We start from the raw sequence: 15,643 nt of genomic DNA on the forward strand, positions 1-15,643 counted from the left end.
GCCCTGGAGGGCAGCAGGGAAGCGCAGGTGTCTGTCTCAGCAATCCCCAGGCCCGCTTTCGCGGCGCATCCATGTCAATGCATCCAGCCGCTTGGCCCAAGCCCTGGGTGAGGCCTGACACGGATTCAGGCGACACGGATTGCGGACCTCGCAAAAGTTGCGAGTCAGCGACAAAGTGGGACGGACCGTGGGGCTCGTTCCAGAGGGCGAGACGCGTGGTGGCTCCGTGACAGTCACACGGAGCGTCGTGTCTCAGCCGCGCCCTCGGGGCCAGAACGTCACGTCGCGCTCCGGGGCATTCAACCAGACGGATTTGAGGAAGCGCACGGCGTTGCGGTCCGCGGTGTCATGCCGGCTGGTGAAGCCATGCGCCGCGCCCAGCAGCAGCAGCACCGCCAGGGCGGCCCCCAGCGCGGGCGCCGCGGGCCACGGCTGGCCGGGCTTCCGCGCCAGGCTGACGAAGACCCAGGCGGCGGTGCCCAGCAGCAGCGCCCCCATCACCCCGCCCGCCAGTCCCGCCGGCAGCCCCAGGAAGGTCAGCACGCCGGGCGGGAAGTAGCCCGCGCGCAGCAGCGGCAGCGCCAGGGCGCCCACGGCGTTGGAGACATCGTCGGGGATGTAGTTGATGAAGGTGGCCACGCCGGTGGCGATGATGGACACCGCGCACAGGAGCGCGGCCACGCCCAGGGCCCACGCGCCCTGTCCGGTCGAGCGCTGGCGCTCCAGGAAGAGGCCGGCGGGCAGCAGGAGGAAGGGCACCAGGCCGGTGAGGTGGCGCGGCCCCGTCGTCCAGCCCCACGAGTCGTAGGAGAACGACGAGGTGAAGTACGTGTAGCCCACCAGCAGGGCCACGCTCAGCCACGCCAGCGCGCGGGCCTCCGACGACTGCCCCCGGCGGCGCCACACGAGCACCAGCCCCGGCAGCGCCAGCAGGAGGAAGGGGGCCAGGGTGAACAGGCCCCGCAGCGGGGAGAAGAAGGACAGGGCGAAGGCGCGCGGGTCCGGCGTGCGGATGCCCAGGAAGCCGCCCAGGTGCCAGGGCTGGTAGCCCGCGTCGTTGAGGTACTTGTAGCCGCTCGTCAGCGGGTGGCCGAACGTCACCTGGTGGTAGGCCATCAGCGCCACCAGGAAGGGCAGGGCGCCCAGCGTGGCCAGCCCCGCGGCCCGGCCCAGGCGCACCCAGCGAACACGCGCGGGCGCGTCCTGGAAGGCGAAGGTGAGCACCGCGTACAGCACCAGGCCGAGCACGCCCATCGCGCCGGTGTACTCGGCGGCCACGGTGGCGCCCGCGAAGGCGCCCGCCAGGACGTAGCCCCGCTCGCGCCATTCGCCACGCGCGCAGCGCCACAGCGCGTAGAAGCTGGCGAAGAGCAGCACCGCCGTCGTCTGGTGGCTCATGAAGAGCAGCGAGTAGCTGAAGGCCAGCGAGCCCAGCCCGTACGTCACGGTGAGCGCGTCGGCGACCAGCGGCTCCAGGGACGCGCGCAGGTAGCGACGCACCAGCCACAGCAGGCCCAGCGTGGGCAGCACGGTGAGCAGCAGGCGCGAGAAGAAGACCAGGGGCACTTCGGGCACGGCATGCCGGTGGCCGCCGCCCACCGCGCGCAGCACGGCGTAGAGGGGCACGGCGGCGAACGACAGCAGCGGCGCCTTGCTGGGGTAGTACTTCCCGTCCTTCACGGACAGGTCACCGACCTTGCCGTAGTCGTGCAGCGCCTGGTTGATGTGCAGGGTGCCGTACTCCACCAGCGCGCGCGTCTGCCACAGCCGGCACAGCTCGTTGGGCGAGCGCAGGCCCGGGTGATACGGGAACAGCAACACGTACAGCGCCGCCAGGGCGGCCCACACCGCGCGCGGCGCGCCTCGGGATGGCAGGGCCTGGCGCTCGGGGGTGGGGGCCGGAGGGGGCTTTGAGGTGGGCTCCAGGGGCGAGTCGGCGGGCAAGGGCGTGGGGTTCATGGCGGCGGGGCCCTGCTCTGGGGCGAGGCCGCCTCGGGAAGGCGGCTGCGATTCATGCGATGGACAGCCGGGGGGCACGCGCGGGGGAGCGGCCTTACGCATCGCCCCCGGTGGCGCGGGCCACGGCGAAGAGGCTCATGCCCACCGGCAGCTTCACGTGCGACTCCGCCCGCGCAATCAGGGGCGCCAGCGTGTCGTAGAGCTTGAGCTGGAGCTTGGGCACCGAGCGGCGGCGCAGCAGGCGGCTGTTGACGAACCAGCCCGGCAGGCCCGCCAGGTTCATCCACTCCAGGGTCTCCACCTGGAAGCCGTTCTCCTCCAGCACCGCGCGCAGCGTGGAGGGCGTGTAGCGGCGGTAGTGGCCCACGGCCTCGTCGATGGCGCCGAAGAGCTGCTGGAGCGCGGGCACCAGGATGACCACCCGGCCCCCGGGCGCCAGAATCTGCTTGAAGCGCCGGACGGCGGACGCGTCATCCGGGATGTGCTCCAGCACGTTGGAGAGGACGATGGTGTCCAACTGCTCCGTCTTGAGCGACTCCCAGTCCGCCAGGGCCACGTCGGACAGGTACGGCCGGATGTGCGGCTTGCCGCGGAAGAGGTTCTTCAGGCGGTCCACGTAGAAGCGGTCCACCTCCAGCGCGATGAGCAGCTCCAGGCCCGACTCCAGCTCACGCGTAATCGTGCCGATGCCGGCGCCAATCTCCAGCACCCGGCGGCCCAGGTGCTCGCGGAAGCGGCGGCCCAGCCACTGGTTGTAGTGGACGGCGCCGTCCATGCGCTCCAGCGTGGTGTAGCCCTCGTGCTGGTTGTCCGCGTCGTCGCGCACCGTGGCGTAGCGGACCAGCGTCTTGAGCCGGGACAGGTGCGCCGCGGGCGTCCGGCGCGGCACCTCGCCAGGCGGCAGCGTCACCTCGGTGAGGCGGAACAGCTGCGCGGCCAGCTTCACCACCAGCTCCGCGTCCACCGCGTCGTCGTCGCTGGTGAGCGTGACGGAGCGCAGCGCCTCGGTGCGGAAGGCGCGCAGGCCGGTGAGCGGGTCCGTCAGCGGCACGTCGGTGACGAACCGGGTGACGTGGCCCAGGGCCCTGTCCGCCAGCAGCTCCGGCGTCAGCCCCCGCGCCGTGCGCAGACCGAAGACGGCGTCCGCGGTGTCCGCCTGGATGGGGCGCACCAGCGCGTCATAGACGTCCTGCGAATACGAGGTGTCCGGGTCCTGCAGCACCGTCACCGCGCCCGACACCTTCGCCAGCGCGGCGCGGATGGCGGCGCCCTTGCCGCCCGGCACCGTGAGGACGTGCACGTTGGGCGAGGAGGCGGCGTCGACGGTGCCCTCTCCCGCGAGGACGACCTCCGCGCCGGGCGGCAACGCGTGGGCGAAGCGGGAAGCGGCCGCCGCGGTGTCGGGCGAGAACGGGAGGACGAAGGAAAGCGGTGGCGTCACGCCGGGCTGACTAGCACAGGCGGCCCGGCCATGCGCGTCAGCGCCCGCGAAGAAGCGTGGATGGAGGGCATCCAGGCGACCGCGGAACGATGGACAACCCCGCGGGGACACGGCACGCTCGTCACGGTCCCCTCGCGTGTGGGTGAAGGTCGGCGGAGTGCCGCCAGGCCGTGGAATCGCTCTGGGGACGGCAGGGAGACGCGACGTGGATGGAACCGGTTTCGACCCGGCCGGCGGCGCCGGTGGCCTGACGCCCGCGGGCCTCATGCAGCACGTGCGCGCGGTGTGGCGCCGCAAGTGGGTCGTCCTTGGCGTGGCGGTGGTGGTGTTGGCGCTCACGGCCGCCCACACGTTGCGCCAGCCCAAGGTGTACTCGGCCAGTGCCTCGCTCATCATCGACGTGATGGCGCCGCGCTTCCTGGATGGGGAAGTGAAGGAGGTGATGGGCGAGGAGCGCAGCAACTACTGGTTCAACAAGGAGTACTACGCCACCCAGAGCCAGATCATCACCTCGCGCGCGGTGGCGGGCCGGGTGGTGGACAAGCTGGGCCTGTCCACGGACGCGGACTTCCTGGGCCTGGCGCACGTCACCGACGAGAAGACGCGCCTGCAGGCGATGCAGGGCGCGGACGCGGTGGCGCTGCTCCAGTCGCGCATCCGGGTGATTCCCGCGCGGGACTCGCGGGTGATGAACGTCGCGGTGGATGACTTCGACGCGAAGCGCGCGGCGCTGCTGGCCAACGAGGTGGCCACCGCGTACATGGCGGAGAACCTGGCCCTCAAGCTCCGGACGACGGAGGACGCGCGTGACTGGTTGGAGACTCGCCTGTCCGAGCTGGAGTCGCAGTCCAAGTCGAGCGAGCTGGCCGTCTACGACTTCAAGAAGGACGCGGACATGCTGTCCACGTCGCTCGAGTCGCGGATGAGCATCGTCAGTGAGCGCATCAACAGCTTCAACCTGAAGCTGACCGAGGTGCGCATCCAGATGGCCGCCCAGCAGGCGCGGGTGGAGGCCATCCACCGGCTGCGCAAGGCGTCTCCGGAGGATGAGACGTGGGCGGAGGCGCTGTCGGGCGCCTCGGAGGGGCCCATCCAGGACCTGCGGCGCAGCTACACCGAGCTGCGCGTGGCGTGCGCGGAGCTGGGAGAGCGCTACCTGTCCGAGCACCCGAAGCTCCTGGAGTGCAACCGCAAGCTGTCGGTGGTGCGCGAGGACTTCCTCAAGAGCCTGAACAACGTGGTGCGCGGCGCGGAGACGTCGCTGGCGGAGTCGGTGGCGCAGGAGAAGAACCTGGTGCGCCTGCTGGACGCGGAGAAGTCGGAGGCCTTCCTGGTGAACAAGAAGGCCATCGAGTTCGACCGGCTCAAGCGCGACTCCGACAACAACCAGCGCCTCTACGAGCTGGTGGCCAGGCGCCTGAAGGACATCGAGCTGTCGGGCATGCTGCGCACCAGCAACGTGCGCGTGCTGGACCCGGCGCGGCCCGTCGTGGTGCCGGTGAAGCCCCACGTGCGCCGCAACCTGGCGGTGGGGCTGGTGATGGGGCTGCTGGCCGGCCTGGGCGTGGTGGTGCTGCTGGAGCTCCTGGAGAACAGCGTGACCACGCAGGCGGACGTGGAGGAGCGGCTGGGGCTGGCCTTCCTGGGCGTGATGCCGCAGCTGGACGCCAGCAAGGCGCAGCGCGACAGGGATTTGCACGTCCACCGCGAACCCAAATCGACGGCGGCGGAGTGCTGCCGCGCCATCCGCACGAACCTGCTGTTCATGTCGCCGGACAACCCGTTCAAGACGCTGGTGGTGACGTCCAGCGGGCCGCAGGAAGGCAAGTCCACCACCTGCGTCAGCCTGGGCGTGGCCATGGCCCAGAGCGGCAACCGGGTGCTGCTGCTGGACACCGACATGCGAAGGCCGCGTCTGCACCGCGCCTTCGGCGTGCCCAACGAGCTGGGCATCTCCTCGCTGGTGGTGGGCGAGGGCACGCTGGACGCGGCGGCGAAGAGCACCGAGGTGCCGGGTCTCTTCGTGCTGCCGTGCGGACCGCTGCCACCCAACCCGGCGGAGCTGCTGCACACCCAGGCCTTCACGGACCTGCTGAAGGCCGCCTCCGAGCGCTTCGACCGCGTCATCCTGGACAGCCCGCCCATCAACGCGGTGGCGGACGCGGCGGTGCTGGCCACGAAGTGCGACGGCGTGGTGCTGGTGCTGAAGGCGGCCAAGACGAACCGTGAGTCGGCGCGGCGCGCGCTGCGCTCGCTGGCGGACGTGCAGGCGCGCATGTACGGCGCCATCCTCAACGACGTGGACCTGTCGGCGCCGCGCTACGGTGACTCGTATCTGGCCTACCAGGGCTACGGGCAGTACGCGGAAGACGCCAAGGATGGGGTGGCGCAGTCGTGAACGCGCCAGCCGCGGGCCCGCGCGTGCTGCACCTGGGCAAGTTCTATCCTCCCGCGTCGGGTGGCATGGAGGCCCACGTGCGGACGCTGGCGCGGGCCCAGGCGGCGCTCGGCGCGCAGGTGGAGGTGCTGTGCGCCAACCACACCGCGGACGGCGCGGGCACCAGCCACGAGTTCCAGGGCCGCAGCCCCACGCGCGAGACGTGGGACGGGCCGGTGCGAGTGACGCGCCTGGGCCGGCTGGCCTCCGTCGCGCGCATGGACGCGATGCCGGACCTGCCGCGCATGCTGGGCCGCGCGTTGTCGCGGGGCGTGGACATCGTGCACCTGCACACGCCCAATCCGACCTGGGTGCTGGCCCTGGACGTGGTGCGCCGGCTGCCTCCCGTCTTCATCACCCACCACAGCGACGTCATCCGGCAGAGGGTGGCGGGCGCGCTCTTCAAGCCCTTCGAGGCGCTGCTCTATGCGCGGGCCCGGCGGGTGCTGGCCACCAGCGAGGCCTATGTCCCGGGCTCGCCGCTGCTGCGCGCCTTTCGCGGCAAGGTGCGGGCGCTGCCGCTGGGGCTCGACCTGGCGCCGTACCTCCAGCCCTCCGCCGCCGCGCGTGAGGCGGAGGCCCACTGGCGGACGCAGGCCGCGGGCGCGCCGCTGTGGCTCATGGTGGGGCGGCTCGTCTACTACAAGGGCCTGTTCACCGCGTTGGAGGCCCTGCGCCGGGTGTCCGGGCGGCTGGTGGTGGTGGGGCAGGGGCCGCTGGAGGCGGAGGCCCGACGCCGGGCGCGCGCGCTGGGCGTCGCGGACCGGGTGACGTGGGCGGGCTATCTGCCTCCGGATGCGCTGGTCGGCGCGCTGCACGCGGCCACCGCGCTCTGGTTCTGTGGCAACGCCCGCAGCGAGGCGTATGGGCTGTCTCAGGTGGAGGCCATGGCCAGCGGGCGGCCCGTGCTGAACACGGCGATTGCGCACTCGGGTGTCGCGTGGGTAAGCCTGCACGAGCAGACGGGGCTGACGGTGCCGGTCGGCGACGCGGCGGCGCTGGCGGCGGCGGCGCGGCGGCTCGTGGAGGAGCCCGGGCTGGCGCAGCGGCTGGGGCGTGAGGCCCGGGCGCGGGCGGTGGCGGAGTTCCGGGATGACGTCATGGCCTGGCGCAGCCTGTCGCTGTACGCGGAGGCGCTGGGCCGGCCCGCGCCGGGGACGGCGCCCGACGTGGCGCCTCAGCGCCTGGCGGGGAATGCATGAGCCGCCCCCTGCGCGTGCTGCACCTCTCCAGCGGAAACCTCTACGGCGGCATCGAGACGTTGCTGCACACGGTGGCGCGCGAGCAGGGCCTGCACCCGCCGCTGTCGCACGCCTTCGCGCTCTGCTTCGAGGGCCGGCTGGCGGCGGAGCTGCGTGACGCTGGCGCGGAGCTTCACCTGCTGGGCCCCGTGCGGACCCGCCGTCCCTGGTCCGTGTGGCGCGCGCGGCGTGTGCTGCGTGCGCTGCTGCGCTCGGGGCGCTTTGACGCGGTCATCTGCCATTCTCTCTGGCCCCAGGCGTTGTTCGGGCCGGCGGTTCGCGCGGTGGGCGTTCCCCTGGTCCTCTTCCAGCATGACGCGCTGTCCGGCCGACACTGGTTGGACCGGTGGGCACGCGTCACGCCGCCCGACCTGGTGCTGGCCAACAGTCGCTTCACCGCGGGCACGCTGGTGTCCGTCTATCCCCAGGTGCCCTGGCGCGTGACGCACTGTCCGTTGCCCCTGCCGCCGCCCATGCTGGAGGCGCCCGAGCGCGCGCGCGTGCGCGAGGAGCTGGGAGCCGCCGAAGGGGACGTCGTCATCTTCCACGCCAGCCGGATACAGGAGCGGAAGGGCCAGCGCTTGTTGCTGGAGGCGTTGGGCCGGCTGCGGGCGGTGCCGGGCTGGCGCGCCTGGTTCGCTGGCGGCGCGCAGCGTCTGGATGAGGAAGTCTATCTGGAGGGGCTGCGGGCGCAGGCGAGGCACCTGGGCCTCGAGGGACGGCTGCGGTTCCTGGGGCAGCGCTCGGACGTGTCACGGTTGCTGCGCGCCGCGGACATCCACTGCCATCCCAACTTGCTGCCAGAGGCGTTCGGTCTGGTCTTCGTGGAGGCGCTCCAGGCGGGCCTGCCCGTGGTGACCACGCCAATGGGGGGCGCGCTGGAAATCGTGGATGCCTCCTGCGGGGTGTTCGTCCACCCGGAGCCGGAGCCACTGGCGCTGGCCCTGGGGCGGCTCATCGAGGACCCCCAGACGCGTGTCCGGCTGGGCGCGGCGGGGCCCGCGCGTGCCGCGGCGCTGAGTGATGCGGGGGGCTTCCTTCGCGGAATGGAGGAGGCGCTGCGCGCGCTGGCCGAGCAGGCGGTGCCGGTGTGAGGGCGCCCCAGCTCCAGGGCCCCGGCGTGCTGAAGCGCCGGTACGTGCGCCGCGCACCGGGGGCCGTGCTGGAGGCGCTCCCGGAGGGGGGCGCACCCACCCCTCCCGTCGCGCGAGGTGCGCGCATGGGCGGCGGCCTGCTGGCCTCAGCCCAACTGGTGCCGCTCTTCGTCGGTCTGCTCATCTGCTGCCAGCTCGCGCTGCTGGTGGAGGCCATCGCGCCGCTGCGCGTGGCGGTGCGGGTGCTGGCCTTCGGCGTCAGCCTGGCGCTGCTGGCGTTGGTGCGGGGGCGGAGCCTGAAGCATCCGGCGCTTCCCTTCGTCCTGACCGCGCTGGGCGTCAGCACGCTCCAGTTCCTCAATCCTGGCACCGGCGCCCCGCTGGCGGCGCTGGCGCAGTTGGGTCTCCAACTCGCCATCGTCGCGCCGCTGCTGTGGGTAACCCGGCTGGCCATCGACCCGAAGACGTTTCGTCGCACGCTCGCGCTGCTCTTCTTCTTCAACGCGGCCAGCGCGGGCGTGGGCGTGCTGCAGGTCTACTTCCCCGGGCGCTTCCAGCCCGCGCTGTCGTCCGCGGTGCAGGGCCAGGGCGAAGGTTATGTGAGCAGCCTCCAGTTCGAGACCGCGGACGGCGTGCGCGTGTTCCGGCCCATGGGCCTGACGGACTTTCCGGGCGGCGCCTCCACTGGCGGCTTCTACGCGGTGCTGCTGGGCGGCGGCTTCCTGCTGTCGTCCCGGCGGGGGCTGACGCGCGCGCTGAGCGTGGGCGGCATCCTGGTGGGGCTCTTCGGCATCTACCTGTCCCAGGTGCGCGCCACCGCCGTCATGCTGGTGGTGTGCCTGGTGGCCCTGGCGGCGGTGCTCCTGGTGAGTGGCCGCGTGGGGCGGTTCCTGGCGCTGCTGGCGGTGATGGGCACCGCGGGCGTGGCCACCTTCGGTTGGGCCGTGGCGGTGGGCGGCGACGCGGTGGTGAATCGCTGGTCCTCGCTCTTCGAGTCGAGCCCCGACGAGGTGTACAACCGCAACCGCGGCTACTTCCTGACGGGCACCTTCGTGGACGTGCTGCCCGAATATCCGCTGGGCGCGGGCCTGGGCCGCTACGGCATGATGAATGCCTACTTCGGCGACAACAGCGACCGCGAGCGCCCGCCACTGTGGGCGGAAATCCAGTGGACGGCCTGGGTCTACGACGGCGGCATCCTGGGTGTGTTGTTCTACCCGCTGGGCGTGCTGATGTCGCTGGGGTGGGCCTTCCAGGTCGCGCGCAGCCGGGATGGGCCGCGGAGCGAGTTCTGGCTGTGGGGCAGCGTCCTCTTCGCGTACAACCTGGGCGCCCTGGCGCTCACCTTCAGCTATTCGTTCTTCATGAGCCAGACGGGCATGGAGTTCTGGTTGCTCAACGCGGCGCTCTTCGGCGCCCTGTCCCATGCGAAGAACGTACACGCTCATCGCCGGTGACTTCGTGGACACCGGAGGCATGGACCGGGCGAACCTGGCGCTGGCGCTCTGGCTGGCGAAGCAGGGGCACCCCGTGCGGCTGGTGGCGCACCGGGTGGCGGACGTCCTGCTGCGCCATCCCAACGTGCGCTTCGTGCGCGTGCCCAAGCCGGCCAATGCCTATCTGCTCGGCGAGCCGATACTGAGCGCCGTGGGGCGCGCCTGGGCGCTGCGCACCCGCGCCGAGGGAGGGCGTGTCGTGGCCAATGGTGGCAACTGCCCGGTGGCCTCGGCCAACTGGGTCCACTACGTCCACGGCGCTTATTCCTCCGAGCCCACGGGCGGCGTGCTGCGCCAGCTCAAGGGCCACGTGAGTCACCGGTACTACGTGCGCTCGGAGCGGCAGGCGCTGCGGCGCGCGCGCGTCATCATCGCCAACTCGGAGCGCACGCGGGAGGACGTGGTGGCGGCCACGGGCGTTCCTGCGTCCCGGGTGCGCGTCATCTACCTCGGCGGCGATGTGGAGCGCTTTCGCCCCGCCTCACCCGAGGCGCGACGCGCGACCCGCGCGGCCCTGGGCTGGCCGGAGTCCCGGCCCGTGGCGCTCTTCGTGGGCGCGTTGGGGGACCGCCGCAAGGGCTTCGACACCCTCTTCCAGGCCTGGGCGCGGCTGTGCGCACGGCCGGACTGGGGCGTGGACCTCAAGGTGGTGGGCTCGGGCGCGGAGCGCGAGGCGTGGGAACGCGAAGCGGCGGCCAAGGGGCTGGGGACGCGCATCCAGTTCCTCGGCTTCCGTGACGACGTGCCGCTGCTGCTGTCGGCCGCGGACGTGCTGGTGTCACCCACGCGCTATGACGCGTATGGGCTGAACGTCCACGAGGCGCTGTGCGCCGGGCTGCCCGCGCTGGTGAGCCGCTCGGCGGGCGTGGCGGAGCGCTACCCAGAGACGCTGGCGGGCTTGCTGCTGGACGCGCCGGATGACGTGGAGGCGTTGGTGCGGCGCCTGGAGGCCTGGCGCGAGCACGCGGCAAGCTGGGCGCCCCATGTGGCCGCGCTGTCGGAGGCGCTCCGGGCGCGGACGTGGGACACCATGGCCCAGGCCATCGTGGACGTGGTGGAGCGCGAGGGCTGAAGCGCCTGCCTCGCTAGCCGCGCCGCTCCAGCACCTCGGTGAAGAAGTCCAGGTGGGCCTTGGCCACCACGGACCACGAGAAACGGGTGACGGCGCGCTCCCTTCCGCGTGTGGCCAGCTCCTCTCTGCGCTGGGGGCTCTCCAGCAGGCTCGCGAGCGCCTGCGTCCAGGCGGACACGGACGCCTCCGGCAGCACGAGGCCCGCGTCGCCCAGGGTGCGTGGCACCTCTCCCGAGTCACTGCCGAGCACGGGGACGCCACACGCGAAGCCCTCCGCCAGCATGCGGCCGAACTGCTCCCTCCACCTGGGCGTCGTCTGACTGGGGGCGCAGAGCACCTCCATGGCGTTGAGCACGCGTGGCACGCCCGAGTGTGGGACGCCGGTGAGAACGCGCACCGCGTCTCCATGTCGCGCCGCCCAGTCGCGCAGGACGCCTTCCATGGGGCCTCCGCCCGCGAAGAGCGCGCGCCAGGGCGTGTCGAGCGCGTCCAGCGCGGCCATCAGCAGACGGACACCCTTCTCCGGGACGAAGCGGCCGAGAAAGCCCACCACGGGCGGGCCCGATGTCTCCCATCCGAGCTCGCGCCGCAAGGACTCCCCCTCGGCGCGGTTTGGATGGAACAGGTCTACGTCCACGCCCATGGGAATGGCGCGCGCGGGACGCTCCGCGTAGCCAGGCCGGGTGAGGAGGTTGTCCCTCACGGTTTCACCCCACGCCACCCAGCCCGCGGACCGCTGGACGACGAAGCGCTCCGCCTGGGCGAAGGGCGGCGGGTAACGCTTGGGCAGGTTCTGCGCGGTGCAGAAGACGAGCGGGACCCGACGCGGCGTGAGCAACGCCAGCTCCAGGCCGGCCAGCACGTAGGGCTCCTCCCAGACATGCACCAGGTCCGCGCCGCGCGCGAGGTGGGCGCGCACCTCCGGGCCATAGAGGAAGGCGTGGAGCGAGCGGCTGAAGAACGCGCGCACGGCTTCCGTCCTGGCGGGCTCGTCCGCTTCGAGCCGCAAGGCGAGCGGGCTCAGGTCTCCGTGGAAGAAGCGGGGCGCCACCGTGGTGACGTCCCAGTCACCCGCGCCCACGCGCGCCAGCTCGTTGGCGAGGCGCCGATTGAGGCCGACGACGTAGGAGTGGGAGAGCGTGATGAGCCGGCGTGACTGCTTCAAGGGATGGGGGCTCCACGGCCTTCAGGGAGGGGGGTGCTCCGCGCGAGCGCTCGATACAGGGTGAGCACCTCGCCGGCATAGCGTTCACGTGAGAACCGCGCCGCCGCGGTGCCGCGCGCGGCCGTGCCCAGCCGTGCTCGCAACGCCGAGTCCTCCAGCAGGGCGCGCATCGCCTGGACCAGCGCGTGGACGTCGCCCGGAGGTATCAGCAGCGCGTCCACGCCGTTCGTGAGCACCTCCGCCGCGCCGCTCGCGCTGGAGACGATGGCGGGCCGCCCGCAGGCGAGCGCCTCCGCGATGGTGAGTCCGAAGGGCTCCCGGCGGGTGCTGGCGTGGACGAAGACGTCCAGGGCCCGGTACACGGAGGCCGGATGGGACTGGAACGGCACCAGGCCCACGCGCTCGGACATCCCTCGCGAAGCGATGAGCCTGCGCAGCTCGTCCTCGGAGAACTGCGAGCCGGGCGTCTGGTACAGCGGCGCGCCCACCAGGTAGAAGCGCGCGGGCAGGGCGGGGTGCAGGCGCGTCAGCGTCGCCGCGGCTTCGAGGAAGACATCCTGCCCCTTCCAGCGGGCATACGTGGACACCAGCCCCACGCGGAGGGTGCCGTCGGGGGCCACGGGCAGCCCGGCCAGCAGGTCCAACTTCGCGCCGTCCGCGCGCCCGGGGGAGAAGTGCGCGGTGTCCACGCCGTTGTAGACGACGTGCACGGGCACCCGGAACAGCACGTCGCGCGTGTCGTCGCCCACCGCCCGCGAGTTGGCGATGGCCGCCGACGCGAGCGGCGACAGGAGCCTCAGCGCGCGGCGCACCAGGGGCCGCTCGCCCAGGAAGTCATGGATGTGCCACACCCGCTTCAGGGGCAGCCCGGCGGTGGCGGCGCTGAGCAGGTGCGTCTTGATGCCGTTGGAATGCACCAGGTCGGGGCCTACCTCGGCCACGTCGCGACGGAGCGCGCGTCCATGGTCCGCGAGGTGGCCGGGCGCGGGTGCCAGGCGGCGGGCGAAGCGCAGCGCCTCCAGCGGACCGTGTCCTCGGAGCGCGCTGTCACCCAGGGTGGACAGGTGCTCCGGCAGCGGCAGCAGCCGCGCGTCCACGCCCAGGGCGCGCGCCTCGTCGAGCAGCGGCCCCGCCGTCCCCGCCAGCAGGTGGAGTGACAGCGTCGCGTCCTGCTGCTTCAGGCACGCCATCAAATCCAGGAGCGCGCGCTCGGCTCCGCCAAGGATGCCCACGGGATTGAGGAAGAGGACGCGCACGGCGGACGGACCGAAGCAAACACCTCTTCCCGGGTCAAGGCGCGTCACGGGGGGCTTGAAGGACATCCGACGCCGCTGCACACCATGTTCTCGTGGTGAACGCGGGCATGTCCACGTCGTCTGGCTGGGGGCGCCGGCCTCAAGGCGTGGAGCCCCCCAGCAACCGCAGGTAGGCGTCCAGCACCGTGCGGGCATGCGCGGCCCAGGTGAAGCGCGCGGCGCGTGACAGCCGTGCCTCGCGCGAGGGCTGCGCGCCGTGGCCGGCGAGCAGCGACGCCACGGCGTCCACCCATGCGGGGACGTCCCCCACGGGGCAGTAGGTGCAGGCTTCTGCTCCGACCTCCCGAAGCACTGGCAGGTCGCTGGCCACCACGGGCGCGCCACAGGCCAGCGCCTCGATGACGGGGAGGCCGAAGCCCTCCGCCTCGCTCGTCACCAGCACGGCCGACGCGCGCCGGTAGAGGCCCGCGAGCGTGGACCGCGCCTGTGGGGGAGGCTGAAGCAGCGCATCGCCAATGCCCAGCGCTTCCACCTGCGCGCGCTGCGTGTCGTTCAGCGCACCACCCTGCTGCACCAGCCGAAGCTCCGGGTAGCGCGCGCGAAGCGCTGCGAACACGGCGAAGAGTACATCCAGGCGTTTGCGAGGAATCGCGCTGCCGACGTGGAGCAGGTAGGGCCGCCCCCCCAGCGGTGAGAGCACGGTTTCGCTCGCGTCGGGCGCTCCAGACGCGAGCCCGGGCGTGGGCCCCGGGCGGTACTCGGGCGAGACGCCATATGGCGCCCAGACGAGCCGCGACTCCGGCACCACGCCGTGCGCGAGCAGCTCCGTGCGCACCGCCTGGGTGCTGTGGAACACGATGGCCGCGCGCTCCAGCCCCGCGAGCTGGGCGCGGGCCATGGCGCGGAACCACGCGGGGCGCGGCTCGCGGTGGGGTTCCAGCACGGAGCGGAACGCATCCAGGTCATGACAGTAGACCCCGGTGCGCGACGCGGGCAGGGCGTGGACGAGCTGCGCGTAGGTGTGGTCCACGACGTGGAAGGCGTCGTACTGGCCCCGAGCAAGCAGCGCGCGTCCCGGGTAGAGGCCGAAGCGGGTGAGGAGCCGGTCCGCGTTGAACGCCGCGTTGCGCGCGCCGACGCGGGGAAGTCGCCGCAGCACCGCGGGCATGGCGGGTCGCACGGCCGTCGCGTGGACCTTGGAGGGATGCGTGGCCAGTCCACCCAGAAGGGCCTCGCCCACCAGGTCCATGCTGGGCCAGCCCTCCTCGCGTGGGTCCATGAGCAGCGCCAGCCGGGCCGCGGTCCGCGTCGTCGCGTGGCGGGGCGTCATATCGGGTCGGCGCGCAGCAGCGCTTCCACCGTGCGCTCCAGCGCGAAGTGCTCGCGGTAGATTCGTGCGGCGTGCTGGCCCAGCTCCCACCCGGCGTCCGCGAGCGACAACACCGCCTCGGCGCGCTCCACCAGGGCGGCGGGCGCCGTGCCCTCCGCCAGGGCGACCGCGCCCTGCTCGCGCCACAGGGGCTCCGTGAGGTGCCCCGTGTTCGTGACGACGGGGCGCCCGAGTGCCAGCCCCGCCATCACCGTGGTGCGCCGCGTGCTCACGCCGTCCGGATAGGGTTGCAGGAGTGCGTCACACGCCGCCATGTGCACCGCCACGTCGTCGAGCGCGAGCGAGTCCCTGGCCACGAGCCGGCCTCGCAGCTCGGGATGGCGTGTCTCCAGGCCTTCGACGAAGGCGCGGCTGCCCCGTCCCAGCAGCATCGCCTTGCGCGTTTCATCGCGACGCAGCAGGGGCACCAGCGAGGCCTCCAGGGATTCAGCGGTGAGACGCCCGAAGGTGCCGAAGTGTCCCAGCCAGGGCCCCCCACCCAACTGCGCGCGGAGCGCGTCCACGGCGTCGCTGGAGACGTCGACGGGCAGATTGCTGGGAACCGGTAGCCAGGCCGCATGGGGCCGGGCGCGAGCGGGCAGGTGCTCCGCCCACTGAGGAATGGACAGGAAGACGCGGTCCGCGGCGCTCGCCACCAGGCGCACCATCAGCCGCGTGGCGCCCGCCAGGACGTGGTGGCGCCAGGGGGCGCGCGGGCTCCACGGATGCACCGCCTCGTGGATGTAGACCCAGCGCGCGTCGTGCCGCCGCGCGGCGAACCACGCGCAGAAGGGGACGTTCATCGCCCGCAGCCCCAGGGCATGGGGGACGTACTGGAGCAGCAGGCGCCGAGGCCCGGGGCACGCATCCAGCCCGCGTGACAGGCCGGGCAGCCCCTTGGGCGTCAGGAGGCCCGGGGCACGGTGCACGGTGACGCCGTCCTCGTCGCGGACACCGCCTTCTCCGGGCGTCCAGACGTGGACCTCCTGCCCGGTGCCAGCCAGCGCGCGGCTCAGCTGCCGGGTGTAGTCACCGACGCCGCCGGGCCGCGGCGGGTATTCGCCGGTGAGGACGTGCCACGCGGGAGCGGTGCGCGAAGGAGGCATGGCGCGG

At 72.5% G+C, this 15,643-nt stretch carries 11 protein-coding genes; 5 read left to right on the forward strand and 6 right to left on the reverse strand.

The window, feature by feature from the left end; genetic code table 11:
- Window positions 1–252: 252 nt before the first annotated feature.
- Together KGD87_RS32045 and KGD87_RS32050 are read right to left on the reverse strand one after the other, a co-directional pair.
- Window positions 253–1,959 (reverse strand): glycosyltransferase family protein, encoded by a 1,707-nt coding sequence (locus KGD87_RS32045; protein WP_284664748.1) that lies wholly within the window; start codon window positions 1,957–1,959, stop codon window positions 253–255.
- Window positions 1,960–2,053: 94 nt separating this feature from the next.
- Window positions 2,054–3,400, reverse strand: coding sequence for a bifunctional glycosyltransferase/class I SAM-dependent methyltransferase (locus tag KGD87_RS32050; RefSeq protein WP_284664749.1), 1,347 nt, complete (start codon window positions 3,398–3,400; stop codon window positions 2,054–2,056).
- Window positions 3,401–3,605: 205 nt separating this feature from the next.
- On the opposite strand from KGD87_RS32050, the gene KGD87_RS32055 reads away from it, so the two are divergent.
- Genes KGD87_RS32055 through KGD87_RS32075 form a run of 5 tightly spaced genes read left to right on the forward strand, consistent with a single transcriptional unit; the run spans window position 3,606 to window position 10,740 of the window.
- The gene (locus KGD87_RS32055) at window positions 3,606–5,798 is read left to right on the forward strand and encodes a GumC family protein (RefSeq protein ID WP_284664750.1); all 2,193 of its coding nucleotides are present in this window, start codon (window positions 3,606–3,608) and stop codon (window positions 5,796–5,798) included.
- Entirely contained in the window at window positions 5,795–7,039 is a 1,245-nt protein-coding gene (locus KGD87_RS32060) for a glycosyltransferase (protein WP_284664751.1), read from the forward strand. The genes KGD87_RS32055 and KGD87_RS32060 overlap by 4 nt, the downstream gene beginning before the upstream one ends.
- Window positions 7,036–8,172 (forward strand): glycosyltransferase family 4 protein, encoded by a 1,137-nt coding sequence (locus tag KGD87_RS32065; protein WP_284664752.1) that lies wholly within the window; start codon window positions 7,036–7,038, stop codon window positions 8,170–8,172. The genes KGD87_RS32060 and KGD87_RS32065 overlap by 4 nt, the downstream gene beginning before the upstream one ends.
- Entirely contained in the window at window positions 8,169–9,629 is a 1,461-nt protein-coding gene (locus KGD87_RS32070) for a hypothetical protein (RefSeq protein ID WP_284664753.1), read from the forward strand. Before KGD87_RS32065 ends, KGD87_RS32070 begins: the two co-directional genes overlap by 4 nt.
- Window positions 9,598–10,740, forward strand: coding sequence for a glycosyltransferase family 4 protein (locus tag KGD87_RS32075; protein WP_284664754.1), 1,143 nt, complete (start codon window positions 9,598–9,600; stop codon window positions 10,738–10,740). Before KGD87_RS32070 ends, KGD87_RS32075 begins: the two co-directional genes overlap by 32 nt.
- 13 nt (window positions 10,741–10,753) lie before the next feature.
- Here KGD87_RS32075 and KGD87_RS32080 read toward each other — a convergent pair whose 3' ends face one another.
- The 4 genes from KGD87_RS32080 to KGD87_RS32095 form a co-directional block, all read right to left on the reverse strand.
- Complete coding sequence (locus KGD87_RS32080) at window positions 10,754–11,905, reverse strand: glycosyltransferase family 4 protein (RefSeq protein WP_284664755.1); 1,152 nt, start codon at window positions 11,903–11,905, stop codon at window positions 10,754–10,756.
- The gene (locus KGD87_RS32085) at window positions 11,902–13,161 is read right to left on the reverse strand and encodes a glycosyltransferase family 4 protein (protein ID WP_284668720.1); all 1,260 of its coding nucleotides are present in this window, start codon (window positions 13,159–13,161) and stop codon (window positions 11,902–11,904) included. Before KGD87_RS32085 ends, KGD87_RS32080 begins: the two co-directional genes overlap by 4 nt.
- Window positions 13,162–13,300: 139 nt before the next feature.
- Window positions 13,301–14,491 carry a glycosyltransferase family 4 protein gene (locus KGD87_RS32090; protein ID WP_284664756.1) on the reverse strand — a complete coding sequence of 397 codons (1,191 nt, stop codon included), beginning with the start codon at window positions 14,489–14,491 and terminating at the stop codon, window positions 13,301–13,303.
- On the reverse strand, window positions 14,488–15,636 hold the full coding sequence (locus KGD87_RS32095; RefSeq protein WP_284664757.1) for a glycosyltransferase: 1,149 nt from the start codon (window positions 15,634–15,636) through the stop codon (window positions 14,488–14,490). The genes KGD87_RS32090 and KGD87_RS32095 overlap by 4 nt, the downstream gene beginning before the upstream one ends.
- Window positions 15,637–15,643 lie beyond the last annotated feature (7 nt).

This window comes from Myxococcus sp. SDU36, assembly GCF_030168875.1.
GTDB classification, from domain to species: domain Bacteria; phylum Myxococcota; class Myxococcia; order Myxococcales; family Myxococcaceae; genus Myxococcus; species Myxococcus vastator.